Here is a 22,789-nt window from a genome sequence, read left to right as displayed (position 1 = left end):
ATTTGCTAAGGATCGATAACGTCTCCTGCATGGGGATCCTTGTCCCTAGAATGCCCTCAAAACAGCAGATTTGCTCATTCATCCCCAACCCGGAAGCGACCGACAGAAGTTTGCAACTCGCGGGCGATGCTCACCAACTGTTGGAGCGAAGCTGCCACCTTCTGCGCCTCCTTAGAGGTCTCGTTGGCGGTCAACTCCACCGATTGCATCACCTGCGCCACAGAGCGAGAGGTTTCCGTTTGTTGCACGGTGGCCTGAGAGATCGCCCGCACCAACTCGTCGATCCGGCGACTGACCTCGATAATCTCGTCCAGGCTGTTCTTGGCCTGCTCGGCCCGCCGCGTCCCCTCGATCACCAGTTGGGTGCCTTCTTCCATAGCCGTCATCACGTTGCCGGTTTCCGATTGAATCTGCAACACGATCTGCTCGATCTCCTTCGAGGCTTTGGCAGCTCGGTCGGCCAGTTGTCGCACCTCATCGGCCACGATGGCAAAGCCCCGTCCCGATTCCCCGGCTCGGGCCGCCTCGATGCTGGCGTTGAGGGCAAGCAGGTTGGTGCGCGAGGCAATTTGAGAGATCAAAGCCACAATTTTGGAAATTTCCTGCGAGGATTCCGCCAATCGCTTCACTTTGCGGGTGGTTTCTGCCACGGTTTCGCGAATTTCCAGGATGCCACTTACCGTGCGATCCACAGCTTCTCCACCCCGAGCGGCTGCTTCTGTGGCTTGGGCAGTCACGTTGGCCGCTTCGCGGGCGTTGCTGGCCACCTCTTGAATGGAGTCCGTCATCTCCTGAATGGAGTTGAGGGAGTTGGAAATCTCCTCCGCCTGGCGCAAGGCGTCGGCAGAGAGGCTGCGGGCAAAGTCCTCGTTCTGCAAGGCGGCATCGTTCACGGCGGCGGCGGCCCGCTTCACCTGGCTGACAATGTCTCGCAGACTGCGAATGGTCAGGTTAAAGGAGTCGGCCACAGCCCCCAGCACGTCGGCAGTCACCTCTGCCCGCACCGTCAGGTCTCCACGGGCAGCCCCTTCCACGTCGTCCAGCAGGCGAATCACCTGGCGCTGTAGGTCTTCCTTAGCTTGCCCTTGCTCGGCAGCCCGCTGGCTCAGTTCGGCGAAGTTGGCTTCAAGGGCAGCCGCCATCTGGTTAAAGCTGTCGGCCAAGCGCCCCAGCTCATCGTGGGTGTTGGCTGTGGCTCGTACTGAATAATTCCCCTGGGCCAAGGCGGCAAAGTGGCCGGCCAGCTCTTGGGCGGTGGAGCGAATTTGTTTGGCACTGCTGGCCCCGAGGATAACCCCTGCTCCTGTGCCGATCAGCCCGCCTCCAATCACCCCGGCAATCAAGCGAGCTCCCCCATTGGCCGGGATCCCAAGGCCAATCGCCAAGCCGGCAGCCAAACTCACAGCTCCTTGGATAAGCGCTATGGCCAATTGCCGATCCCCAATCGGTCGGTTGGCGATCCCAGCAGAGGTTCTTTCCCCTTGTTCACCTACACTGGGAATAGGGAGGGAGGCCGTGGGCAGCAGAACTTGGGCCGCTCCGCTGCCGGTCTCCGCCATTGGGCTCATCCCCCCAATCGCCCCCTCGTTTGGGTGGAAGGCCCCCACCGGCTCGCCGCCATCCATGCCGGCAAGTTCACCATCCAAGCTGTCTAGCTCGTCAAGATCGAAAAGACCAGGGCTGGGACTGGCAGTATCTTCGTCGGGAGCAGGGATCGGCTCACTCATGGGGGCAGCCAATTCGGTCGGCAGGCTTTCTTCCAGGGATCCCCCTTCCTCTTCCTCAAGACCGGGCAGGGAGAAGCCCATCTCATCGGGAAAATCGGCATCGCCGGCCAACTGCGTAATGGAGTCGGAGTCGCCTTCTAGGGCTTCCAGATGCTCTCGATCGAACTCGTTGAGGAAGGCAAAGTCATCTTCGACCACCGGATCGGTTTGAGGCCCGCCCTCTTCCGAGCCTACCCGTCGCGAGGTGGCCGGTGGTGTTACCCGAGAATGGGTTGGCATCTGGTAAGATGAACCCAATGGATCAGCTCCCGGCATTTGCAGGCCGGTCTCCAAGGGATCCCTGAATCTCTCTTCCCCCATGAAATCGCTGCCAAGGCTGTCTGCCTCCAGTGGAAAGGGATTCTGAGCAAAGGGATCCGCCTCCTCTTCCCCCATCTCCTCGAACTGCAAGAAGGGATCGGGAGCAGAGAAAGCCTCTTCCGAAAAGGCATCCGACCCACGGGCAAACTCATCTGGAGAGCGAAACTCGTCCGCTTCTGGGGAATCGGGAAGATCCGCCAGCTCCGGTGCCATTTGCAACAGCTCTTCTAGACCCTTCCGGGCCGACTCCAGCTCATCGGGATCACTGGCTGTTTGTAAAATGGTGTTGTAGGTTTGGCGAGCTTCCAACAACTGCCCAGCTTGTTTTTGTGCCAAAGCCAGCAGCAGCTTGACAGCAGTATCTTGCGGTTCAGCAGCGGCCACTTGGTTGAACAACCGCACCGCCCGGACGTAGTCTCCCTGCCAAAAGGCGGCCATCGCATCGGTGTAGTCTCTCTGACTGTTCGCGCTCGGAACCATGGATCCTCCCTTCACTGCTTGCCTACCTCTGTTCACGCGTCAACACAGATGCAAACGGAACGCCCCCAACACCTCAAAACCCCATGGATGCAGGCTATCCCCCCTTTTCCACATTCAGTCAAGCAAGAGTGGGCCTTTCTGCCGCCGTCTCAGGGCTTACCCTCAACAGCCTCGACACGCATCGGTAGGGGATAGATTTGGTCCAACTTTCCCCATTGTGGCTGGAGTTAGCTTGGATCTTTGATAGGAACTATACACTTTCCTCCCGCTGAGCTCCCAGGGGGTCGTCTGTCAACCCCAACGATTGGATCGCAGGATGGCCGACTGATCCAGCAATGGCAAGCGCGATCCCGTTCCGGGCACCACCCATTCCCCTCGCAAAAAAGGAGCCATGGACTCAGGAGCCGTGAGGGCAGGCCGCACCAATTCAGTCTTCAGCCACTCCATGCCTACAATTAAATCCACAGCCAAGCCCATGAGCAAATCCTGTTGATCCATCACGGCCACCACAGGAATCTCGGCTCGGTCGATGTTCAGGGGCGGGCTGATCCCCAAAAATTGCCCCAGGTCTGCAACCCAGATGATCTCGCCCCGCAAATTCAGCGTGCCCAGCAAAACTGGGGCCACATTGGGCATGGGGGTGATTTTCTCTGGGCCAATGCTCACCACCTCCACAACCGATACCGCTGGCAGCGCAAATTCCTCCCCGGTGGCAATCTTGAACTTTAGGAATAGCTCACCTTCGGGAGCCTCCATCTCCCGCAACTCTTGGGTCTCATCCCCCATCAATAAATCCAGATCCCCCAGCATGATGCTCCCCCGCATGGATAGTCTTGTGGACTGTTGATCCCGCCCCCCTCCCTGCTTAAAACGCAGAGTCGTTCTCAGGACCTGCCGAAAGGCGTGGAAGCAGAAGGGGCAGCTCTCAGCCTCTCAGTAATTGCTTGATCGTACCCACCAGTTCCTGGGGCTGGAAAGGCTTGGCAATGTAGGCATCCGCTCCCTGGCGGATCCCCCAGTAGCGGTCAAATTCTTCGCCCTTGGAAGAACACATGACGATGGGCGTTTTTTGGGTGAGAGGGTCGGCCTTGAGAAGACGGCACACCTCATAGCCGTTCATGCGCGGCATGACGATGTCCAGCACGATCAGGTCGGGTTTGTTTTGCTTCACCGCCTCTACGGCCTCCACCCCGTCTTCCACAGTCATCACCTCGAAGCCGTTTTCCTGCAGCAGCTTGCTGATCATCTCCCGCTGGGATTGGCTATCTTCCACCACCAAAACGCGACTCATTTCCGATTCATCTCCCGCAATTGATGTTTGATGGTCGCCAGGAGCTCTTGGGGCTTAAAGGGCTTGGTTACATAGGCATCCGCCTGGTTGCGCCTGGCCCACTCGATATCAAAGGTCTGGTCTTTGGTGGAACACATGACGATGCGAATGTGTTTGGTACTTTCATCCCCCTTCACTTCCCGGCATACCTCGTAGCCGTTCATGCGCGGCATGACAATATCCAGCACCACCACATCAGGCTTCTGCTGGCGAATGCACTCCATTGCCTCTACGCCGTCTGTTGCTGTGGAGACTTCCAAACCGTTCTCGGAAAGCAAGCTGGAAATGGTCTCCAGGTAGGTACGGTTGTCATCCACCACCAGCACTTTGCTCATCGCCGTCTTGCTCCTTTTGCACTCCCGCGCAACCGTCGGGCTGCTTTGACTGAGGTTTGCTCTTGTAACCTCACCTGGCTCCCTGGCTCCGGGCCGGCCATGCTACCCCTATTGTTTCGGTGAGGCCACTCTTCTGTCCAGTACTTCGCCTATAGTCTTCTGTGCCAACATTTTGGCTACCCCAACGCCTATTCGCCACCGCCCCGTTTGGGGGGAGGGCCCACGTAGGATTCGACAATGGTCAACAACTCCTTTTCCGCAAAGGGTTTGCTCAAAAATTCGTTCGCTCCGGCCATGCGGGCCTTAATCCGGTCGGTAAAACCATCCTTGCCGGTCAGCATAATCATGGGGGTTTCGCGGAACTGGCTGGATTTGCGCAACATGGCGCACAGCTCATACCCATCCAACTTGGGCATGGCCACATCGCAGAGAATCATGTCGGGGTTGAGAAGAAACACCTGTCCCAGCGCTTTGAGAGGATTGCCGATGGTGGTAACCTGGTAGCCCTCGTTTTGCAGGATGAACTCTACGGTTTTTTGGATGGCCATGGAGTCGTCGATGCAAAGGATGTGGCTGGGCTTATCGCTGGGTTTGAGGGGACGGCTGGGCTTGGGCTCCGCGATCAAGACGGGCTCGGACAGTTGAATGGCCCCTTGGCGGACGTAGGGATAGATGGCCTTGGCCACCGCCAGGGTGTCTCGACCCAGGTAGCGACCCATCTGGCGAATGCTGGTTTTGCCGTCTGACCACTCGCTCAGGGCTTTGAAGACGGGGGCGGGCAGGTTTTGCTGGAGCGGCAGGGGGTTGACGATGGTGGGAGCTTGGTTGGGAGCTTGGATGTAGGGGTGCAGCTTTTTCCACTCCTGCACTTGGGCTACGATCTCGGTGAGCAGGGGGGTAACGGGGAAGGTGGTCAATTGGGGGGCCAGGGGGGATCCGGCCTCAAAAATGAAGGAACCCTGGTGGAGGCTGAGCAAGTCGAAGAGGACTTCCCGCACCATGCCCAGCAGGATTTGCTTGCCCTGGTTGGGGTTGAGCTTGTGGCTTTCCAGCAAAGACCAGAGGCGGTTGTATTCGGGGGCGTTGACCGCGGCTTTGTGGGGAATTTGAATTTCCTCCAGGGCGGCTTCCAGCTTGAAGCGGTGCAGATAGTCTCTGAGGCGGGCAATGTTCCCTTCCGTTTCAGAGGCGTAGATAATCCGCCCATTCAGGAAGAAGACAAACCAGTAGACAGAGGGGCTGGCCTCTACAAAAAGCTCACCGGTGCGCTGGCCCAGCTCGATGAGCTGAAGGATGCTGCGGATATCGATCTCTTGTAGTTTTCCTTGCATGGGATCCCTGCCTGCAGTCCAGCAAGATACGTCTATTATGACGCTAGTCTTTAACTGTTGCTGCCCCGCCGGTAAGGCCATTTTCGGGAAGAGGGTTAAATTAAAGTTTAAAAAAGTTGGGGTTTGACTTGGGCCGAGCGCCTGCATTCCCCGAGGTATCTCTGGACTCCAGCAGACCCTCCCAATTAGAGCACAATGGAGAGAACTGCCACCAGTAAACCTGTTCTTTGAGTAACCTATGCTGCCAATTCTCACCTCTTGGGTGCTTGGCCCACTGTTGGCGCTCTACACCCTCCTGTTTGTGCTGCGCATCTTTCTGTCGTGGTATCCGCAACTGGATACTTCTCGGTTGCCCTACTCGTTGGTGGTCGGCCTGACGGAGTTTCTGTTGCGCCCGACCCGTCGCCTGATCCCGCCTCTGGGAGGTGTGGACATGGCCCCTGTGGTTTGGGTGGGCCTGGTTACCCTGTTGCGGGAGGTGTTGCTGGGGCAGCAGGGGCTGCTGACAATGGCCCTGCACTGAGAGCGTTTTTGCCAACCATCTCTCATCGACTCTGCAAAATTGGGATCCGCTCGCCGAGGCTCTGGAAAGGCTGGCCCTCGGCGCCTTCTCGGAGCTCCTCCTGTCTCTGTCGCAGTTGCCGGATCAGCTCCGGCACCACCTGGTAGAGATCCCCGACAATGCCGTAGTGGGCAAATTTGAAGATAGGAGCGGCGCTGTCTTTGTTGATGGCAATGATCGTCTGGGATTTGTCCATGCCCACGCGATGTTGAATGGCCCCAGAAATGCCGCAGGCGATGTAGAGCTGGGGGCGGACGGTCTTGCCGGTTTGGCCCACCTGGTGGGCATAGGGGATCCACCCAGAATCCACGGCCTTGCGGGAGGAGCCGACAGCGCTGTTGGGGAAACAAGCGGCCAACTCCCTCAACAGCTCAAATCCCTCTGGGGATCCCAGCCCGTAGCCGCCGGAAACAATTACCTTGGCGCGGGTGAGATCTACCGCCTGGGACAGGTTGCGCACCGTTTCCACAATCTGCAGGCGCAGATCGCCGGGATCCAAGTTGACCGGCACCGGGATCACTTCCCCCTGGCGGGATCCATCCCAGGGCAGAGGCACCATCACCCCTGGGCGCACCGTGGCCATTTGGGGGTTTTTCCACGGGCCGAGGATGCGGGCCTTGAGAGATTCGCCGAAGCTGGGCCGGATGGCGTAGAGGCAGTCGGGGAAGAGGCCGGACTTGCTCGGATCTTTGCTATTGGTGTACTCGAAGGGGCCGATGTCCAATTCGGTGCAGTCTGCCGTCAGGCCGGTCTCCAGGTGGGCGGCCAAGCGAGGGGCCAGATCTCGCCCGGTGGTGGTGGATCCCAGCAGGATGGTGTGGGGTGGTTGGGGCCAGCTTTTGATCAAGTCTGTGATCACCCGGCGGTAGGGCAAGGTGCGGTATTCGGCCAACTCGGGGTGATCGGCGATGAAGACTTGATCTGCCCCGTGGCCGATCAGAATTGGGGGCAAGTGGGCAATGTTGTATCCAAGCACAAGAGCGCTCAAGGTGGCTCCCAGCTTATCGGCCAGCCGCCGCCCGGCCCCCAACAACTCTAAGCCAATGGGCTGCAGTTCCCCGTTCACCTGCTCGGCGAAGACCACTATCCGCTTGCGATCCATAGAACCGTGACTCCTAAGTTGAGATCGGGATTGAATCGGGTCGAGGGCAATCTTGAGTGTTGCAATTGCGACGAGGTCAGCAGAGTCTTTCTGAGTTAACTTTTCACTGCCCAAAACCGGGAGCTTTCGCCGGCTAGCTACCCTGGGATCGATAGATGAGACGATGAGGATTGAAAGGTGATGGAGATAAGAATTGGCCAGAGGGATGCAAGGCAGAAGATCTAGGAAGTTGCCGCGTAGCGGAAGAGGTCAACGGCCTGGGTCAGTTGGTTGACCAGTTGGGGGACGGATTGTCCCTGAAAGACCTGACAGTTGCCGCCAATTTCCCCCACTTTTTCGGTGGCAGCCACGATGGTCGGGGATCCCTTGAGACCGCAGCGCTCCGGGTCTGCCCCCACATCGTCCAAGTTGAGGATCTGGATTGCCTCGGCCCGTGCCATTTCATCCCGCATTAGCCGCTGCACCCGCTGCACACCCCGTAGGGTGGGGTAGGCCAAACGCCGAGCGGAATTGGCCACCGTAATCAAAACCGGCAGGGGCACCATTACGATTTGGGATCCCCCTTCGATGGCCCGCCGCGCCACCAGGATCCCATCCCGAATCTCGAAGGCTTCGCAATAGGTGACCTGAGGGATCCCCAACCGCTCCGCCAACTGCGGCCCCACCTGGGCCGTATCGCCGTCGGTGGTCTGGAGCCCGCAGAAGATCACATCGGGCCGGCCAGCATAGCGAACCGTCTGGGCCAGAGTATAGGCAGTGGCTAGGGTATCGGAAGCGGCCAAGCGGCGGTCGGTCATCAAAATACCCCGATCCACCCCGTGGGCAATGGCCTCGTAGAGCACCTCAATGGCCGGGGGTGGCCCCATTGTAATTGCCGTTACTCTCGCCCCGTGTTGCCGTTTGGTTTGCAGAGCTGCTTCCAGTGCATAGCGATCAAAAGGGTTTAACATCCGCTTGGCCTTGGCGCGATCGATCGTGCCGTCACTGTTGATGCCGGCCTTGGCGTTTTGATCGGGAACTTGCTTAATCAGAACAAAAGTTTCCAAGGGCCTAAACTCCCTAGTGATCCCCTCCAGGTTAAAAGGGATCCCTGAGCACCACAAACTTATTTAGCTTTTTTTCGGGATCGGAAAAGCTATCTCGACTTCAAGCACCCCTAAGCTACTCTTCCCAATACATCTGTTTCTCAGGTTTGATTTCATTGACATGCTCCCCATGCCCAAAGGCAGGGGCCTTACGGCGTTCTTGGGTAACCCTAAACAAAGTTCGAGACACTCCCCTACTGCTCCATGCCGCTTCCGGTCTCCCATCCACCAACGCGAACAGGTCTCCCGTCGGCCTCTTTCAGGAGCAGCCTGGGATCCCTGCCACGAAAAGCTTTGGGGATACTTCGCGGATGAGGGATCCAATAAGGACGCAGACCGCACCTGCAGCCAGAAATAGCCTCCCAGCAAGCAGGATAAGTTGGCCTGCACCGGCAAGCCAATAGACAGAGGCTTCAAAATCGTTGCTGGCCTAACCCAGATTATCCAATCATCCGCTCAGACTTGGGTGGGAGCAGACTTCCATCAAACACTTGCTCTAGAGAGGGCTTAGTGGGCAAGCCAAAGCCATCCACCACCTGAGCAATCGAGGTTTCCATACGAGCAGGCACTACATCCCCCAAACCAATTTGTCGCACCTCATCGGTAACAAACAGGCGCGGCATTGCCAGGGTAAGGCGCAATTTCTCAATTGCCGTATCCAGCACTTGTCCGTCGGCCTTGGCTTTGTCCAGAAGGGCCAACATATTGCCATCGGTATCACGAATAGTGTCTTGCCAACCCTTGACATAGGCCCGCAAGAAAGCTTTGAATTGCTCAGGCTTCTCACGCAGCAATTGCACACGGGTGATGACAGCATTGCCATACAGCTCAAGGCCGTAGTCGTTGTAAAGGAAAGCCGTGATGTCCTCCAAGCTGACGCCGCCCCGCACCAGATTGGGCATGGCTGAGGTCATAAAGCCGCTGATGGCATCCACCCGACCTTGGATGAGGAAAGGTTCGCGCAACTGTGGCTCCATAGTTACCCACTCCACCGAGCCCGGATCGATGCCGACTTGCTTGGCAAAGACCGGCCAGAGCCGACGCGGCGCATCCCCTGCCGGTGCTCCTAGCTTCTTGCCCGCCAGTTGGGCCGGCTCCCCAATGCCCTTATCTTTCAAGGTGTAGATGCCAAAGGGAGAGCGATTGAAGTGGACATAGATCGCTACCAAGGGCACGTCCGGATTTTTGGCATTGAACTCGATCATGGAGTAGGGATCCCCTTCCCCCAGGTCGTACTGGCCAGCGGCAATCTTGGTGATGGAATCGGCGGAGCCATAGCCGCGCTCGTAGGTGACCTCCAGCCCCTCTTCGGCGAAGTAGCCCTTCAAGATCGCCGTTACAAGGGGGGTATCCATCGAAGAGGGCAACCAAGAGAGGGTAAACTTCAGGGGCGTCAGTCCCTGGGAAACCAGAAGCGGCCCGCGGCTCTGAGCCCTCGCCTTTAGCCCTCCAACGGCAACCCAAGAGGCAGCCGCAGCAGCAGATTGAAGGAATTGACGACGCGACGATTTCGGGATGGACATATCTATATGCTCCACAGCACCTGGCTCAGTAGGGATCCGCAAACGGGAATGCGGCAAACAATGGAGTGAAGACTATAAGCAACCAACTTAGCAAGGCGGAGTCAAACTTCTGTATTTGAGGATACCTTTACCTGCTGGGGGATCCCCTTTTAGCCAAGGTGAGAACTCTGCCTTGGTCATGGCCGGTTCGTTGCCGGTATGATAGTGCTCCTGCTGCCGCAGGGATCCCGATCGCCATTGCTCTTAACTCACGTGTATCCCTCTTCAACCATGGCCATCCAATCCCCTTCCACCTCCCTGGTTCGCTTTCTCGCCGGTGCTGTATCTGAGGCCATTCGACAGGCAGCAGAAGCAGGCCAACTGGGATCCCTGGCTCCCCCACAAGCCGCAGCCATTGCCCCCGTGATCCAGATCCCCAATGACCCTCGCTACGGGGACTACGCCTGTCCCACCCCCCTGGGCATGGCCAAAGCCTGTCGCATGGCACCGACACAGATTGCCCAAACCCTGCAGAGCCATCTGGATCTGCCGGACATCGAAACCCAGGTGGCGGGGGCCGGGTTTATCAACTTCCGGCTGGGGGATCCCTTTTTGGCCGAGCGCCTGCAGGAGCTGCTGCATCTGGGAGAACACTTCGGCAAAACAGCCACCCCCCATCCCGAGCGCATTCTGCTGGAGTTTGTCTCCGCCAACCCGACGGGGCCTTTGCATGTGGGCCATGGGCGTTGGGCTGCCGTCGGCTCCACAGTGGCCAACCTGCTGCGCTGGACGGGGCACCAGGTGGAGCGGGAGTTTTACATCAACGATGCCGGCAACCAAATGCGGCTCCTGGGCCAGTCCCTCGAGGTGCGGGTGCGGCAACTGCAGGGGGAAGACATCGCTTTGCCGGAAGATGCCTATCACGGCACCTACTTGATCGAGATGGCCCAACGTCTCTTGGAGCAGGTGAAAGCCGGGATCCGCCCTCTGCCCACCACCTTGGAGGAATATATTGATTTGGCCTACGGGGAAATGCTGGCCTGGCAGAAGCAAACTCTCCAGCAATTGCGCACCGAGTTCGATCACTGGTTCAGCGAACGCCGCCTGCACACCCCGGATCCCGAGACGGGCCTGAGCGCCATCCAACAGACTTTACAGGAGCTGGAAGAACGCGGCTTTCTCTACAGGGCCAAGGCTCCCCGGGGTGAGGATCCCAAGCCAGGGGCAGAAGAAGCCGTTTATTTCAAAACCCAAGAGTTCGGTGACGACAAGGATCGGGTGGTGCAAAAAGCCGATGGGTCTTTTACCTACCTGGCCGCCGATATTGCCTACCATCGGGATAAAGTGCAGCGAGGATATCACCGGCTGATCAACATTCTCGGCTCGGATCACCACGGCTATATCGGTCGTTTGAACGCAGCGGTAGGAGCTTTTAGCCCGGATGTCAAGCTGGAAATTTTAATTGGCCAATTCGTCAAACTGTTTAAAACTGACCCAGAAACCGGCGAAAAAACCGAAGTGCGCATGTCCAAACGCACCGGCAATTTTGTCTCATTAAATGACTTGATCGAAGATCCGGAAATTGGAGTGGGAGCCGATGCGACCCGCTGGTTTTTGCTTAGCAACAGCATGGACAGCCCCATCAACTTCGATCTGGATCTGGCCGTCAAACAAACCTTCGACAACCCGGTGGTGTATGTTCACTACAGCCATGCCCGCTGTTGTACTCTGCTGCGGCGGCTACAGGAAGAAGAAAAGGTTCAACTGACCAGCAAAGTCTCTTTGAATGAACAAAACAGACTGCCCTACAAAGAGCCGGAAGAACGCACCCTGTTGCTGCGCCTTTTGGCCCTGCCGGATGAGCTGATCGCCGCCGCAGAAGAGCGCGCCCCCCACAAGATCATCCGCTACACGGAAGCCATTGCTGCCGATTTTAACAAGTTTTACGACACCTGCCGTATTTTGCCGCTCTTGAAAGAGGATCCCCTTTTGGCCCAAGCCCGCATCCAATTGGTGCAGGCCACGCAGCAGGTTTTGTTTAACGTCCTCACCGGCATTCTCGGCCTGAGCGCGCCGGAGTCTATGTGATTTACGAAGGAGTGCCGTAAGGCCCCCAGCTCACGCTCTGGGCGGAAGCCAGCTATAGCGGTCGCGAGTAGGTCAATTGCAATAAACCGTTCCACAACGCATAGTCATTTATCTCACCGTCAAGGTGAAACAAACGACCGGTTGCTTCCTGCTAAGGCCTCTGGCCCGCTAGCGCGATCAGTTGAAATAGATGGTAATAAAAACCACGACTGCTATCAGCCCCTTTGATTCCGGTAACGCCGATCCCCGTCTCGATGAGGGAGAGGAGATAGGGCTCAAGCGCCTAAGTTTCGACTCTGTGGGCGCGCAAGAGCAAGTTGGTTCCCAAGTCCTCTTGGGCTGCCCAAAAGGCGCAAATCCACCACGAAACCTCGTCTTGGCGATAAATGCCACAGGTGAAAGGATAAGGTTGCAAAATATTCGCCATCTGCGCTAAGGCCGGAACTTCCGCCATGTAGTCGGCCCACACTTGGGGATCCAAGGCTTCGTAGGTGAAATCGGAAGGAAAGAATGTGCAACTGGATTCCAGGCTGGGCCGGTTGGTCAGCAACAATTGAGCAGGATCTGAGGATTCACAGCCCAAGCGATCCCCGATCTGAAAGGTCAGTTGAAACAGGCGGTTAATCAGATCAAATTGCTCAGGGCTCATAAGTTCAGAATTCCTAACTTTCAGATTGGGATGGGCGTTAGAGTTGACAGGTGCGACGGCTGCGCTCCAGCTCCGGCTCGATCCAGGAGAGGGCGAAGTGACTCACACAGGGCAACTGCGGGAAGCGGCGGGCCAGCTCTGCTGTTTGGGTTTCCAGGCTGGGGCGTTGCCGCTGGGCTTGTCCCCATAGACCGGCAATGGCCGGGCAGACAAAGGTTTGGGGAGAGGCCACAGCCAGGACCTGCTCCACCTGCTGCGCCACACAGGAGCTATCCTCGCACTTGGCATAGGCCATTGGGTGCCATTCCATACCCGGATCAAAGCGGTCCCAGGGTTGCAGACGAGCGTCAAACCCTTCTCCTACTGCTTGGTTGCCTTCTGGGAAGAAGACAGCCCCCACCGGGATCCCCAGCCTCTGGGCGGGTTGGGCGGCCTGCTGTAGATAATCGAGAACGCCGTAGCGGGCAAACTCGACGCTCAGCTGCCAAAGCTGCTGCTGCCAACGTTCTTGGCGAACGGCGGCGCTGGGGGTGGGGGAAGGGGCAGGAGTTGGTGCTGATGCCTCAGAACTGGAATCCGCCGGTTTCTCCAGACTCTCTGGTAAATCTTTTGCAGAGGAAAGCTGATCCCCCTGCCAATTCCTGCTGGCCATGTCTTGGGCAGCCCAGTCCAGTAACTCTGGGGAAAGCGCCCATTTCTCGGTCGGGCTGGGCCAGGGATCCCCTGGCTGCCGCCACCTGGGCTCTTCGGCATAGGTGGCATCCAGATGGAGAACATCTGCCACTGCAATGTAGCCCTGGCTTAGGTAGCGCTCCAGCAATGCCCGACCCGCCGGGTTTTCTGCCAAATTGAGGTAGGCTTTCCGGGCGGCCTCTCCATGAATCCACAAGTCTCGGACGGTGGCTGCCACGCTGGATCCCCCTGAGCCACGCGGATAGCGAATGTAGTCGAAAAGGATCCCATCTGGCTGTCGCTGTAGAATGCGGCGGACCAACTCGGCAAAATCCCGCCGTGCCAGGGGATGAAAGGGATCCACAAATACCTCGCCAGGACTGCCCAGGTCTTCCGAAAGGGCTGTAGCGGGATCCAAGACGGTGGTGATGCCGCGACCGTTGCGGGCCAGGGCCACCTGTCGATCGGGCCGTTGTCCGTAGCTGTAGCCGAAATTGAGGGAAAACACCCAAGCATAAGCAGACAAACCGCGGCGTCGCGCCGCCTTCAGAGCCAGATCCAACAAGTCGGCGTTGGGCTGTAGGCTGGGCCAGATCCCTCCTGCGCCATCCGGCAAAATAGAGCGGCCATCGTAAAAGGTCTCGATAAAAACGCGGTTGTAGCCCAGGTTTACCACTTGGTCGAACACCTGATCCAACACGCCCGGATTGGCATCACAGGGATGCAGACGTACCCAGATGGCCTGGATCTGGGGCCAGCGTTGGCTGCGGCAGGCGATCAAGGCAGCGCCATGTTCGGCCAAAACTTGGGTGTACTCGGCCCAAGCAGCATTCGACTGGGCAGCCTGCTGGCGCAGTTGAGCCTTGCGCGCTACCTCCTCGGGCGGCTGTCGGCAGTAGGCGTCGAGCCGAGCAGCCAAGTGGGATCCCCTCTGTTCCGCACTGTCTACGGAACCAGAGCTGGGGAAAAGGGAATGGCCGGGCCACAAGAACTGAGCCTGGGCCGTGATTCCGGATCCCAGCAACATCAGCGCGCCCAGCACACCCGCAAGCCAGCGGCTCCCTTTGTTTTTTGGCAGTCTTAGCACTGATACATTCACGCTGAACTCTCCTGAACATGGTTCAGGAAAGAAGCGATCGCATCCTGCCTATCTCTGAGCAGGAAGGCGGTATCCCGCAAAGCCCTGAGGAATACCCCCCGAGCGCTTTCCCCCTTCACTTCCCGGCAACCGTTGCGGTGGACTCAAGGATCAGGGGGAAACTTGGTCTACTATATCCCTCTCAATGACTTTTGCCAAACCGCCTAAAGCTCAGTAAATTCAGCAAAGTTCAGGGTTTTGGGGGTTAGAGGCATGCTCCACGAGAATGTCTGCGATCGTACTCTTCTCCTGCCCAGAGAGCGGCTATTGAAAAAAACAGCCGCCCGTGCCCACACCGGCGCAATCCCTTGGCCAATCTCTATAGTTATTTCAATCTAGATTGAGACACCTTCTCAGCGCTCTGCGCCGCTTCTACAGCCACCTCTAATCCCTCTCCATCGGGGAGAGGGGAGTTGGGGAGTAGTGCAACAGAAATGTTTCATTCCTGTTTAGAATGACTAGACCTCCGATCCCAGTGGCAGGGGTTTGCTCTTCGGTTTTGCCCCTTTCGCCACTGTGACCGTTAGCCAGGTTCTCCTAGGGATCTCGCCAAAAGGCATAGATTAGCGCTTATGATTTAGTAGTAAACCTTTAGCTTTTCTTGATTGTCCATGAAGGCCATTACCCTGCATCAACTGCAAATCTTCGAGGTTGCCGCTCGTCACTTGAGCTTTACCCGCGCTGCCGAAGAGCTCTACCTGACCCAGCCCACGATTTCCATGCAGATCAAGCAATTGAGCAAAGCCGTGGGGTTACCGCTGTTTGAACAGGTGGGCAAGCGGCTGTATCTCACCGAAGCGGGGCGAGCTTTACACCAAACCTGCGAGAAGATTTTTGAACAATTGAATCAATTTGAGATGACCCTTGCCGACCTGAAGGGGTTAAAGCAGGGACGGCTGAGCATTGGAGTGGTCACCACTGCCAAATACTTTATTCCCCGTCTTCTGGGGCCATTTTGTCAGCAGTATCCCGGCATTGACGTAGCTCTTAAGGTGCTCAACCGCCAGCAGGTTTTGGAGCGGATGAGCAACAACATGGACGATCTCTACGTGATGGGGATGCCGCCAGAAGATCTGGACGTGGTGGCACAACCTTTTCTGGAAAATCCTTTGGTGGTGATGGCCTCTATTCATCATCCGCTGGTGGGCCAAAAGGGGATCCCTCTGGCGCGCATTGCCCAAGAACCTTTTTTAGCCCGTGAACCCGGCTCCGGCACCCGCATGGCTGTAGAGCGGCTCTTCGACAAGCATAACCTGAAACTCAACATCCGCATGGAGATAGGCAGCAGCGAAGCCATTCGCCAGGGCATTGTGGGTGGATTGGGCATTTCGGTTTTGTCTCAGCATGTGTTGGCCTTGGGGGGGTGGCAGCATCATCTGGCTATTTTGGATGTGGAAGAGTTTCCCATTCGGGGGTTCTGGCATTTGGTCTATTTGCGCTCTAAACGTCTTTCGGTGGTGGCCAAAGCTTTTGCCGACTTTCTTCTTTCCCAGGTTTCTCAAATGGAGCTGGACTTTGTGGCTAAAGAGCAGCACAAATCCAATTCAAATCCCAATCCAAATCCGCTTTCCGGCAAAGAGGCTGAAGCACAGCCGAGAGCTCTTGTCGCAACCCCCGGATCCCCTCAAAGTCGTGAGTGAACAATACTCGCAAAAACCCCAGGTAAGCCCGCGCCCACGCGTCCTCTGGATCCAGCTCGACGATTTGTTGAAAGTGCAACTGAGCTGCTTCCGGTTGCAGCAGCACCGCCAACAGCAAGCCCAGTTGGTAGTGGCTTTGGATTTGCTGGCTCGGTTGGCCTTGGGCAGCAGCCTGTTGCCGTTCCCCCTCCAGCAGTTGCCGTACCAGGATGCGATCTGGATCCGTCAAAAAAGTCGGGTATTGCAGGGTTGTCCAGGCATTGAGGTAAAGGGAGAGGGCCTGCAGATCCCCAGCGGCAGCAGCTCTGGCCGCCTCGCGGAGAGGAAACAAGGGATCCGTTACAAGGGGGGATCCCTCCTTCGGGAAGCTCGACAGGGATCCTCTCCAGGATTGGTGTAGGGAATGGCGGATCCCTTTGGGCGACTGCCATTCCAGGTGGAGAAGGCCACCTCTTGGGAAGTCGGTTGTGGGCAGCGTCAAGATCTCTTCCACCAGCCAGCCGCCCGTTAAGTTGAGCTGCAGGCGATTCTGCCCCAGCACCCAGGCCCGCTTCTCCAAAACCCGTCCTTGCCCATCTTCCAGCCGCGCCCAAACCAGCGTCTGGGCCAAGTTCTGAGCTGGGCCTTGCCAGCGCAACTTCCAGGCCGGGATCCCCAGCTCCGACAGCGTCTCAACCTCCACCAGCTCCACCTCCCCAGCTTCCAGAGGCCACTTCTGCACCGTCACTCTTGGCATGCGAGGGAAGTAGGTGTGCAGCCGACCCAAGGTAGGCAACTCCACCGCCGGATCTTGTCGCCAGTCTGGGCTGCTGCGCAGGTGCTGCCGGATCTGCTCCTTAGTCGGGCCATAGGGGCCGATAATCCCCTGTTCCCCTTCCGCATCCACAAACCCATCCAGCAAGGAGAGCTCCAACTCCGGCCAGGGGGTTTGCCCGGCAGCGCGGAATGTAACCGGCCAGCGCTGGAGAGCTGCTAAGTAGGTGAGGGTTTCGGAAGAGATCAGCTCTGTATTGGGGAGAACTCCCAACGTGGTGGTCAAGCCTGGCTGGATCAAGGATTGGATCCACTGCGTCAGCTCCTGTGTGGGGTGCTGCCCCTGCCAATGCATTTGGATCCCCTTCCACAGAGGAGCCACGCCTGGGGTAAGGGGCTGGCCTAGGCTGAGTAAGGCCAGGGATCCCAGACCTACGCCTACCCAGCCTCCCCCTCTCCAGCCCCAAGGATCCCTCCGCTTCCCCAACCACCGGCAAGCCTTTTGGATCCCGCCTGCTGATAACACGGCCAAGAGAGGCAGCAGGGGTAGGGTGAAGCGCACATCTTTGATGTCCACCAGGGTGTAGAGAAGGTAGCCCGAACCGTAGGTGGCCCACAAAACTGCCTCTCGCCTGTCCAGGGATCCCCACCCGCTCAGCAGCGGCAACCCACACAAAAAAGGGCTCATCTGCAGGGGCAAAAGGCGCAAGTAGGCAGTCCACCAGCACAGGGATCCCGCTGGGCAAGTGATGTAGTAGTGGGCAGTCTCGGCGTAAGCCCAGCCATTGCTGAGCACAAACAGCCAATTGGCCCTGTACCAAGGCCAGCACAAAAGCAGCGCCACGCCCATGCCCAAGGTCAGATGGGCCAGCCGCACCAACCAAGGGATCCTCTTGCCCGGCAACAGCGGGATCCCCAGCAAAGGCAACAGCAAAAACAGCACCCCTGTCCACTTGGTGAGCAGCACCGCCGCCACCCCCGCCCCCACCCCCACCGCCCCCCACCAGGAAGGCTTCTCCCCATAGGCCCACAGCGCCCAAAACGCCAGCGTCACCGCCACCACCAGCGGCAACTCCAACATGTACACGTGGGCCAAAGCCGTGATCCCCGGATAGAGGAGCACCAACGCCGCCGCCAGCCAGCCCACTTCCCCAGAGCGATAGACCCGCTGTCCCAGCCGCTGGGTTGCCAGAACCAGAACCCCCAGCAACACCAAGTTGAGCAACTGCCCGTCCGCCCGGCTGAACGGATGTAGAACTGCCAAGGGGATCCCCAGCCAATAGGCCAAAGGGGGGTAGCGCTGGTTCAAATGCAAAAACTGCTGCCCCCACAGCCCATCCCAGCGAAACCGTCCCAGGTGAAGCCCAAACGCCTGCGCCTGCAACAAATGCTGCGCCTCATCCCAGGCTGGCGGCAAGGGATCCGTCCAATTCCAGATCACCAGCAGCAGCAGGGCCACCATCCCCAGCCCGGCCCACCACCGTAGGAAAGGGATCCCCGGCCTGTGGGGTCTCTCCGGCAATGTCTCTCTCTCCTCGTCTGTACCGTTCATGCTTTGAAAACAATCCGCAGAGATTCAGCAGACATTGGGATCCCTTGCAACTGCCACCTGGCCTTGCCCCCCAGAGCTAAACTCAACCTGTGTCATTCTCAGCGCTCCTCCCATAGACCGAGAGCTTCAGCATCCCATGATCGCTCCATCTGCCGGCCCAGAAGGGGTTTGGATCCTTGCGGATCAACTCCACCCACAGCAATCCGCCCTCGCTTCCCTCTCGACCCTATCCCCAGACCGAGTTCCCGTCATTCTCATCGAATCTCACCGGTGGGCCAGCTCCCGCAACCACCATCAGCAGAAATTGGTGCTGGTCTGGTCGGCCATGCGCCACTTTGCCCAAGAACTGCAACAGCGGGGCTACCCGGTCACCTACGTGGAAGCCGACAGCTATGCCGAGCCCCTGCAAACCTGGGCCAAGCAACATCAACTGCAGCAGATCCGCCTCATGCAGCCAGCTGATATTCCCATCCGGGAGGAGGTGGAAAATCTGAGATCCACCCTCCCCTGCCCCCTCTTGGTTGTGGAAAACAACCACTTCCTCTGGAGTACTCGTCAATTTATCGACTGGGCCTCAGGTCGCAAGCGCCTGCTCCTGGAAGACTTTTACCGCGAAGGGCGCAAACGCTTTCGCATTCTCATGGATGGCCCCAAGCCCCTGGGGGGGCGCTGGAACTACGACCGGGAAAACCGCCATCCCCCCAAACCCGGAATGCGCTACCCCCAGCCCCTCACCTTCCCCCCCGACGCCATCACCCAGGCCGTGATCACAAAAGTTAGGCAACACTACGGCCATCACTTCGGATCCCTAGAAGGATTTGGCTGGGCCGTCACCCGCGCCCAAGCCCTGCAAGTGCTTGATCACTTCATCCACGAGCGCCTGCCCCACTTCGGCCCTTGGCAAGACGCCATGCAAACTGGGGAAGACTTTCTCTACCACTCCCTGCTTTCCCCTTACCTTAATCTGGGCCTGCTCACCCCCCACGAAGTCATTGCCGCCGCCGAACGGGCTTACTATCAGGGTGGGATCCCCCTGCCCTCCGCCGAAGGCTTCATCCGCCAGATCCTGGGCTGGCGAGAGTACATGCGCGGCTTCTACGAATACCAAATGCCCAACGGCTATGCCCAGAACAACTTTTTTGGCCACCAGCGACCCCTGCCAGAGTTTTTTTGGACGGGCAAAACCGACATGGCCTGTCTGCAGCACACCCTGGATCAAATTCGCCGTCATGGTTATGCCCACCATATCCAGCGGCTGATGGTGCTCAGCAATTTCGCCCTCATCAGTGGCATTCAGCCCCAGGCAGTGGAAGCGTGGTTTCAGGATGTGTTTATCGACAGCTACGACTGGGTGATGCAGCCCAACGTCATCGGCATGGGCCTTTTTGCCGATGGGGGCATGCTCTCCACCAAACCCTATGCCGCCTCTGCTCAGTACATCCGCAAAATGAGTGACTACTGCCGCCATTGCCGCTACAATCCCAGCGAAAAGGTTGGCAAACAAGCCTGCCCCATCAATACGTTGTATTGGGACTTCCTGTTGCGTCAGCGATCCCTCTTAGCCCCCTTGGGCAGAATGAAATGGGTATTGATCCATTTGGATCGCATGGAACCGGAGCTGAAGGCCCAGATCCAGGCGCAAGCCGCTGCTTGGTGGGATCCCTTGCAATCTGCACTCGACGAACAGAGTCCATCTCATTTGCAATCTGTCTAAGCACCAGAAGATTAAGCATCCGGTAAAATTGAGGCACCCTCCTACCCACCTGTCGCTTTGTAAGGACTGCAAGCCATGAAATGTCCCCGCTGCAGCAAACAAGAAATCCGAGTTTTGGAATCTCGTTCGGCAGAAGGTGGCCAGAGTGTGCGGCGGCGGCGAGAATGCATGTCCTGTGGCTACCGCTTCACCACCTATGAGCGCATCGAGTTCATGCCCATCATGGTCATTAAACGGGATGGATCCCGCGAAAGTTTCAACCGCAACAAGATCCTGCAAGGGGTGATGCGTGCCTGCCAAAAAACCCCCGTCACCGTCAGACAGATGGAAGAGCTGGTCAATGAGATCGAAGAAAAACTGCAATTGGAAGATGCCCAAGAGGTAACCAGCCTGCGCATCGGCGAGATGGTGCTGGAGCGCCTGCAACACCTAAGTGAGGTGGCCTACGTGCGCTTTGCCTCCGTTTATCGCCAGTTTCAGGGTATAAAAGACTTTGTCAATGAGCTGGAACAGTTGGAACCACCGCTGCGACGGGATCTGGAGCGGCTGCTGCAGGACTCCTCTGCCTCAAATTCCGAATCTCCTGGTTCTCCAGACTTGGTGGGAGAGTATTCATGACGTGGGAACGACAGCGCAACCTGGGAGCAGCGGAGAAGTGGCGCTTGTGGGCCGGAAAAATTACTGTGAAGAGATCGCCCATTCCAAAGGCTTAGCGGTATGCTTGGGGTAGTAATTGCGGCTTACACTAACGCTAGAGCTGCACGCCTTTAGATTGCCGGTGTTCAGCACTATCCTTGGAGATCCCTGATATCTTGGATCCCTCTGTGTCAAGCTGTCCCAGCCCCCTGTCCTTCCGAGTCGATCCCAATTTATGCAATACGGTTTTCGGGGTTCTAGCCCCTCTGGCGCTCGCAACAGCAACAGTAACCCCAGTGGCTTTCGCTCCCCTGCCGCAATGGAGACGGGGCCAGGGGTGGTGCCGATTCAGGTGTATCAACAAGTGGCCGAAGAGTTGGAGTCTGCCCGTCAGCAGGTAAGCCTGCTTTCCTCGGAAAACCAGCACCTGCGCGCTCTGCATCAGCAGTTGTCTGGAGAGCTCGCTGCCATCACCCGAGAGTTCCAGGGGCAATTGGGCCACACCCTGAAGCGCCTGCAGCAAATCAGCCTACGGCTTGCTGACGCAAATGGCCAGGCTGCCCAAGTTGCTGCAGCTCCTGAAGCCTCTTTCCAACAGAACAGCCCGACTGCCAATCCCGGCCAACCGGAAGCCCCTCCCAGCTACGATTTTTTGAATCGCCTCAAGCGCCGACAAGCCCGCAACGAGACCCCCTCCTTCTCATCCAACGGCTTTGCCCCGTCCTCCTTTGATTCCCTTCGCCACCCTTCCACCCACACCTCTGCCGAGCCCTACCCCCGCACTGGCTACCAGGTTTCTTCCCTGGACGAGTTGATGCAGGATAGGGGCGGCCCGGATCCCTATCTCGGCGAGGCAGACTCCTCAGCCTATTCCACCGGCATTTATCAGCGGGTACGGGAGCAACATCACGGATCCCAGGGCTCTGCCGTACTTTGGATGGCCGCTGCAGTCGTCTTAGTCATTGGATCATTTGGGTTGGGATTTGTAGCCGTACAGCCGTTTTTGCGCAACAACCCACCGCCCGTGCAAGCACCCTGAGAGCTATTCACAGGATGCTCCAAAAGCCCGCTGGCGGGGTTAGGATGCCCCCAATGCGCTCCGCACCACTGACGAATGACCAGGGGTTATATCTGTGATCCAGGCTGTCGCTGCTCCTCTGACGCCTAACACATTCTTCGAGCATATGCCCGACGAGGGCCGCTTTGAGCTGTGCAATAGAGTCACGGTCAAAATGCAGCCCACAGGTTCTCACAAGCAGGTGACGAGCTTTTTGGCATAGCGGTTAGCGGTGCCCACGCGCAAATCCAGCAAGATCAAATCCGCTTTTTTGCCCACCTCCAAGCTGCCGATTTCCCCTTCCAGACCCAGACAGGCGGCACTGCCTTGTGTAGCCATCCACAAAGCCTGTTGCGCCGGCAGAGCAGCTCCATCCCCCGATCCCAACCGCTGCAGAAACACCGCCAACCGCATCTCCTCGATTCGATTTCTTCAGCCCCCACATGCACACAGTGGGCGGCCAAGGTCTGATCCCCGGCGAGTTTCCGCCAAGTGGGTGTGCAGCCCCACTCCATACCTTTGGGCTAGAGCGGATCCCTGGACAAAACTCTCAGGATGGCCAGAATAAGGAGCATGGAACCTGACCCAGATGTAAATTTGCCCCTCCCCGCGTCCATGCCAAACCTGGATCAAAGCCTCCGTGTCCGCCAGGGATTCTCCCACTCCCCTCGGTTCGTCGATCACCTGTGGGCTGAGGATCCCTCGTAACCCCGACTGCAAGCTCACTGCTGCTGCTAGATGTCGATAGATGCCAAGAGTAACTACGAATAGGGATCGTGAAGTTGGATTACATCCCCCCCTCTCCCATGCCGTACACGAAGACCGCTCTTGCAGAACGAGCCAACTGGTGTAGAGCAGGTAACATGGCAAGCTAATGGTCGACAAAACTGTTACCTCACTAGCTTGCCTTCACCCAATGGTGTCAGCTTTCAGGTAGAGAGGCTTGACGGAAGCCAACCCCCCTATTGATTGGGTTCCTCTTGATTGGGTTAGGGTGGTGGGCCTGGCACCGAGCTAGGTTGCCAGCAGGTCGCCCTGCCAGTAGGTTCGCCGCTGATGCGTTTCACGTCCGAGTT

General features: G+C 57.8%; 19 protein-coding genes. 6 read left to right on the top strand and 13 right to left on the bottom strand.

The genetic code is table 11. From position 1 onward, the window contains the following. Positions 1-74 precede the first annotated feature (74 nt). The 5 genes from ACVW0B_RS04555 to ACVW0B_RS04535 form a co-directional block, all read right to left on the bottom strand. A complete protein-coding gene (locus tag ACVW0B_RS04555) occupies positions 75-2,567 on the bottom strand; it encodes a methyl-accepting chemotaxis protein (RefSeq protein ID WP_457491054.1) in 2,493 nt (830 codons plus the stop codon). 291 nt (positions 2,568-2,858) lie between these two features. After that, complete coding sequence (locus ACVW0B_RS04550; RefSeq protein WP_457440606.1) at positions 2,859-3,377, bottom strand: CheW domain-containing protein; 519 nt, start codon at positions 3,375-3,377, stop codon at positions 2,859-2,861. A gap of 115 nt (positions 3,378-3,492) precedes the next feature. Next, positions 3,493-3,858 carry a response regulator transcription factor gene (locus ACVW0B_RS04545; RefSeq protein WP_011433531.1) on the bottom strand — a complete coding sequence of 122 codons (366 nt, stop codon included), beginning with the start codon at positions 3,856-3,858 and terminating at the stop codon, positions 3,493-3,495. Further along, a complete protein-coding gene (locus tag ACVW0B_RS04540; protein WP_414328794.1) occupies positions 3,855-4,232 on the bottom strand; it encodes a response regulator in 378 nt (125 codons plus the stop codon). The genes ACVW0B_RS04545 and ACVW0B_RS04540 overlap by 4 nt, the downstream gene beginning before the upstream one ends. Before the next feature lie 188 nt (positions 4,233-4,420). Then, the gene (locus ACVW0B_RS04535; RefSeq protein WP_414350115.1) at positions 4,421-5,563 is read right to left on the bottom strand and encodes a response regulator; all 1,143 of its coding nucleotides are present in this window, start codon (positions 5,561-5,563) and stop codon (positions 4,421-4,423) included. A 238-nt stretch (positions 5,564-5,801) separates the two neighbouring features. Here ACVW0B_RS04535 and ACVW0B_RS04530 point away from each other — a divergent pair, with 238 nt between their 5' ends. Next, positions 5,802-6,086, top strand: a complete 285-nt coding sequence (locus ACVW0B_RS04530) for a YggT family protein (RefSeq protein WP_011433534.1) — start codon at positions 5,802-5,804, stop codon at positions 6,084-6,086. A gap of 22 nt (positions 6,087-6,108) precedes the next feature. Here the strand turns inward: ACVW0B_RS04530 and ACVW0B_RS04525 are convergent, their stop codons facing one another. The 3 genes from ACVW0B_RS04525 to ACVW0B_RS04515 all read right to left on the bottom strand — a co-directional run bounded on the left by ACVW0B_RS04525 (position 6,109) and on the right by ACVW0B_RS04515 (position 9,835). Continuing rightward, positions 6,109-7,227, bottom strand: coding sequence for an electron transfer flavoprotein subunit alpha/FixB family protein (locus ACVW0B_RS04525; RefSeq protein WP_414416738.1), 1,119 nt, complete (start codon positions 7,225-7,227; stop codon positions 6,109-6,111). A gap of 221 nt (positions 7,228-7,448) precedes the next feature. Next, a complete protein-coding gene (locus ACVW0B_RS04520) occupies positions 7,449-8,273 on the bottom strand; it encodes an electron transfer flavoprotein subunit beta/FixA family protein (RefSeq protein WP_414416737.1) in 825 nt (274 codons plus the stop codon). Positions 8,274-8,752: 479 nt separating this feature from the next. Further along, the gene (locus ACVW0B_RS04515; RefSeq protein ID WP_457491053.1) at positions 8,753-9,835 is read right to left on the bottom strand and encodes an ABC transporter substrate-binding protein; all 1,083 of its coding nucleotides are present in this window, start codon (positions 9,833-9,835) and stop codon (positions 8,753-8,755) included. 270 nt (positions 9,836-10,105) lie between these two features. On the opposite strand from ACVW0B_RS04515, the gene argS reads away from it, so the two are divergent. After that, positions 10,106-11,902 carry an arginine--tRNA ligase gene (argS, locus tag ACVW0B_RS04510; RefSeq protein ID WP_457491092.1) on the top strand — a complete coding sequence of 599 codons (1,797 nt, stop codon included), beginning with the start codon at positions 10,106-10,108 and terminating at the stop codon, positions 11,900-11,902. A gap of 283 nt (positions 11,903-12,185) precedes the next feature. On the opposite strand, the gene ACVW0B_RS04505 is transcribed toward argS, so the two are convergent. Together ACVW0B_RS04505 and ACVW0B_RS04500 are read right to left on the bottom strand one after the other, a co-directional pair. After that, positions 12,186-12,551 (bottom strand): hypothetical protein, encoded by a 366-nt coding sequence (locus ACVW0B_RS04505; protein ID WP_011433539.1) that lies wholly within the window; start codon positions 12,549-12,551, stop codon positions 12,186-12,188. 37 nt (positions 12,552-12,588) lie between these two features. Beyond that, on the bottom strand, positions 12,589-14,265 hold the full coding sequence (locus tag ACVW0B_RS04500) for a hypothetical protein (RefSeq protein ID WP_457491052.1): 1,677 nt from the start codon (positions 14,263-14,265) through the stop codon (positions 12,589-12,591). A gap of 707 nt (positions 14,266-14,972) precedes the next feature. Here ACVW0B_RS04500 and ACVW0B_RS04495 point away from each other — a divergent pair. Next, complete coding sequence (locus ACVW0B_RS04495) at positions 14,973-16,001, top strand: LysR substrate-binding domain-containing protein (protein WP_457491051.1); 1,029 nt, start codon at positions 14,973-14,975, stop codon at positions 15,999-16,001. Here ACVW0B_RS04495 and ACVW0B_RS04490 read toward each other — a convergent pair. Beyond that, positions 15,883-18,306, bottom strand: coding sequence for an ArnT family glycosyltransferase (locus tag ACVW0B_RS04490; protein ID WP_457491050.1), 2,424 nt, complete (start codon positions 18,304-18,306; stop codon positions 15,883-15,885). The genes ACVW0B_RS04495 and ACVW0B_RS04490 overlap by 119 nt on opposite strands. A 136-nt stretch (positions 18,307-18,442) precedes the next feature. Between ACVW0B_RS04490 and ACVW0B_RS04485 the strand changes: the two genes are divergently transcribed. From ACVW0B_RS04485 to ACVW0B_RS04475, 3 genes are all read left to right on the top strand, one after another. After that, on the top strand, positions 18,443-20,020 hold the full coding sequence (locus ACVW0B_RS04485; RefSeq protein WP_457491049.1) for a cryptochrome/photolyase family protein: 1,578 nt from the start codon (positions 18,443-18,445) through the stop codon (positions 20,018-20,020). Positions 20,021-20,095: 75 nt separating this feature from the next. Further along, positions 20,096-20,638 (top strand): transcriptional regulator NrdR, encoded by a 543-nt coding sequence (gene nrdR / locus ACVW0B_RS04480; protein ID WP_414328718.1) that lies wholly within the window; start codon positions 20,096-20,098, stop codon positions 20,636-20,638. Positions 20,639-20,891: 253 nt separating this feature from the next. After that, on the top strand, positions 20,892-21,695 hold the full coding sequence (locus ACVW0B_RS04475) for a hypothetical protein (protein WP_457491048.1): 804 nt from the start codon (positions 20,892-20,894) through the stop codon (positions 21,693-21,695). A gap of 210 nt (positions 21,696-21,905) precedes the next feature. On the opposite strand, the gene ACVW0B_RS04470 is transcribed toward ACVW0B_RS04475, so the two are convergent. After that, positions 21,906-22,127 (bottom strand): amidohydrolase family protein, encoded by a 222-nt coding sequence (locus ACVW0B_RS04470; RefSeq protein ID WP_414407026.1) that lies wholly within the window; start codon positions 22,125-22,127, stop codon positions 21,906-21,908. An 18-nt stretch (positions 22,128-22,145) separates the two neighbouring features. Continuing rightward, positions 22,146-22,439: a hypothetical protein gene (locus ACVW0B_RS04465; protein ID WP_457482303.1), complete on the bottom strand. Its 294-nt coding sequence runs from the start codon at positions 22,437-22,439 to the stop codon at positions 22,146-22,148. Between the last annotated feature and the right edge of the window lie 350 nt (positions 22,440-22,789).

Source organism: Thermostichus sp. MS-CIW-23 (assembly GCF_054059455.1).
This window is presented reverse-complemented; position numbering and strand designations above follow the sequence as displayed.

Excerpts from the sequence above, each read along its gene's own strand:
- ACVW0B_RS04555 (WP_457491054.1), bottom strand. The coding sequence starts at position 2,567 with ATGGTTCCGAGCGCGAACAGTCAGAGAGACTACACCGATGCGATGGCC.
- ACVW0B_RS04550 (WP_457440606.1), bottom strand. The coding sequence starts at position 3,377 with ATGCTGGGGGATCTGGATTTATTGATGGGGGATGAGACCCAAGAGTTG.
- ACVW0B_RS04545 (WP_011433531.1), bottom strand. The coding sequence starts at position 3,858 with ATGAGTCGCGTTTTGGTGGTGGAAGATAGCCAATCCCAGCGGGAGATG.
- ACVW0B_RS04540 (WP_414328794.1), bottom strand. The coding sequence starts at position 4,232 with ATGAGCAAAGTGCTGGTGGTGGATGACAACCGTACCTACCTGGAGACC.
- ACVW0B_RS04535 (WP_414350115.1), bottom strand. The coding sequence starts at position 5,563 with ATGCAAGGAAAACTACAAGAGATCGATATCCGCAGCATCCTTCAGCTC.
- ACVW0B_RS04530 (WP_011433534.1), top strand. The coding sequence starts at position 5,802 with ATGCTGCCAATTCTCACCTCTTGGGTGCTTGGCCCACTGTTGGCGCTC.
- ACVW0B_RS04525 (WP_414416738.1), bottom strand. The coding sequence starts at position 7,227 with ATGGATCGCAAGCGGATAGTGGTCTTCGCCGAGCAGGTGAACGGGGAA.
- ACVW0B_RS04515 (WP_457491053.1), bottom strand. The coding sequence starts at position 9,835 with ATGTCCATCCCGAAATCGTCGCGTCGTCAATTCCTTCAATCTGCTGCT.
- argS (WP_457491092.1), top strand. The coding sequence starts at position 10,106 with ATGGCCATCCAATCCCCTTCCACCTCCCTGGTTCGCTTTCTCGCCGGT.
- ACVW0B_RS04505 (WP_011433539.1), bottom strand. The coding sequence starts at position 12,551 with ATGAGCCCTGAGCAATTTGATCTGATTAACCGCCTGTTTCAACTGACC.
- ACVW0B_RS04495 (WP_457491051.1), top strand. The coding sequence starts at position 14,973 with ATGAAGGCCATTACCCTGCATCAACTGCAAATCTTCGAGGTTGCCGCT.
- ACVW0B_RS04490 (WP_457491050.1), bottom strand. The coding sequence starts at position 18,306 with ATGAACGGTACAGACGAGGAGAGAGAGACATTGCCGGAGAGACCCCAC.
- ACVW0B_RS04485 (WP_457491049.1), top strand. The coding sequence starts at position 18,443 with ATGATCGCTCCATCTGCCGGCCCAGAAGGGGTTTGGATCCTTGCGGAT.
- nrdR (WP_414328718.1), top strand. The coding sequence starts at position 20,096 with ATGAAATGTCCCCGCTGCAGCAAACAAGAAATCCGAGTTTTGGAATCT.
- ACVW0B_RS04475 (WP_457491048.1), top strand. The coding sequence starts at position 20,892 with ATGCAATACGGTTTTCGGGGTTCTAGCCCCTCTGGCGCTCGCAACAGC.
- ACVW0B_RS04470 (WP_414407026.1), bottom strand. The coding sequence starts at position 22,127 with ATGCGGTTGGCGGTGTTTCTGCAGCGGTTGGGATCGGGGGATGGAGCT.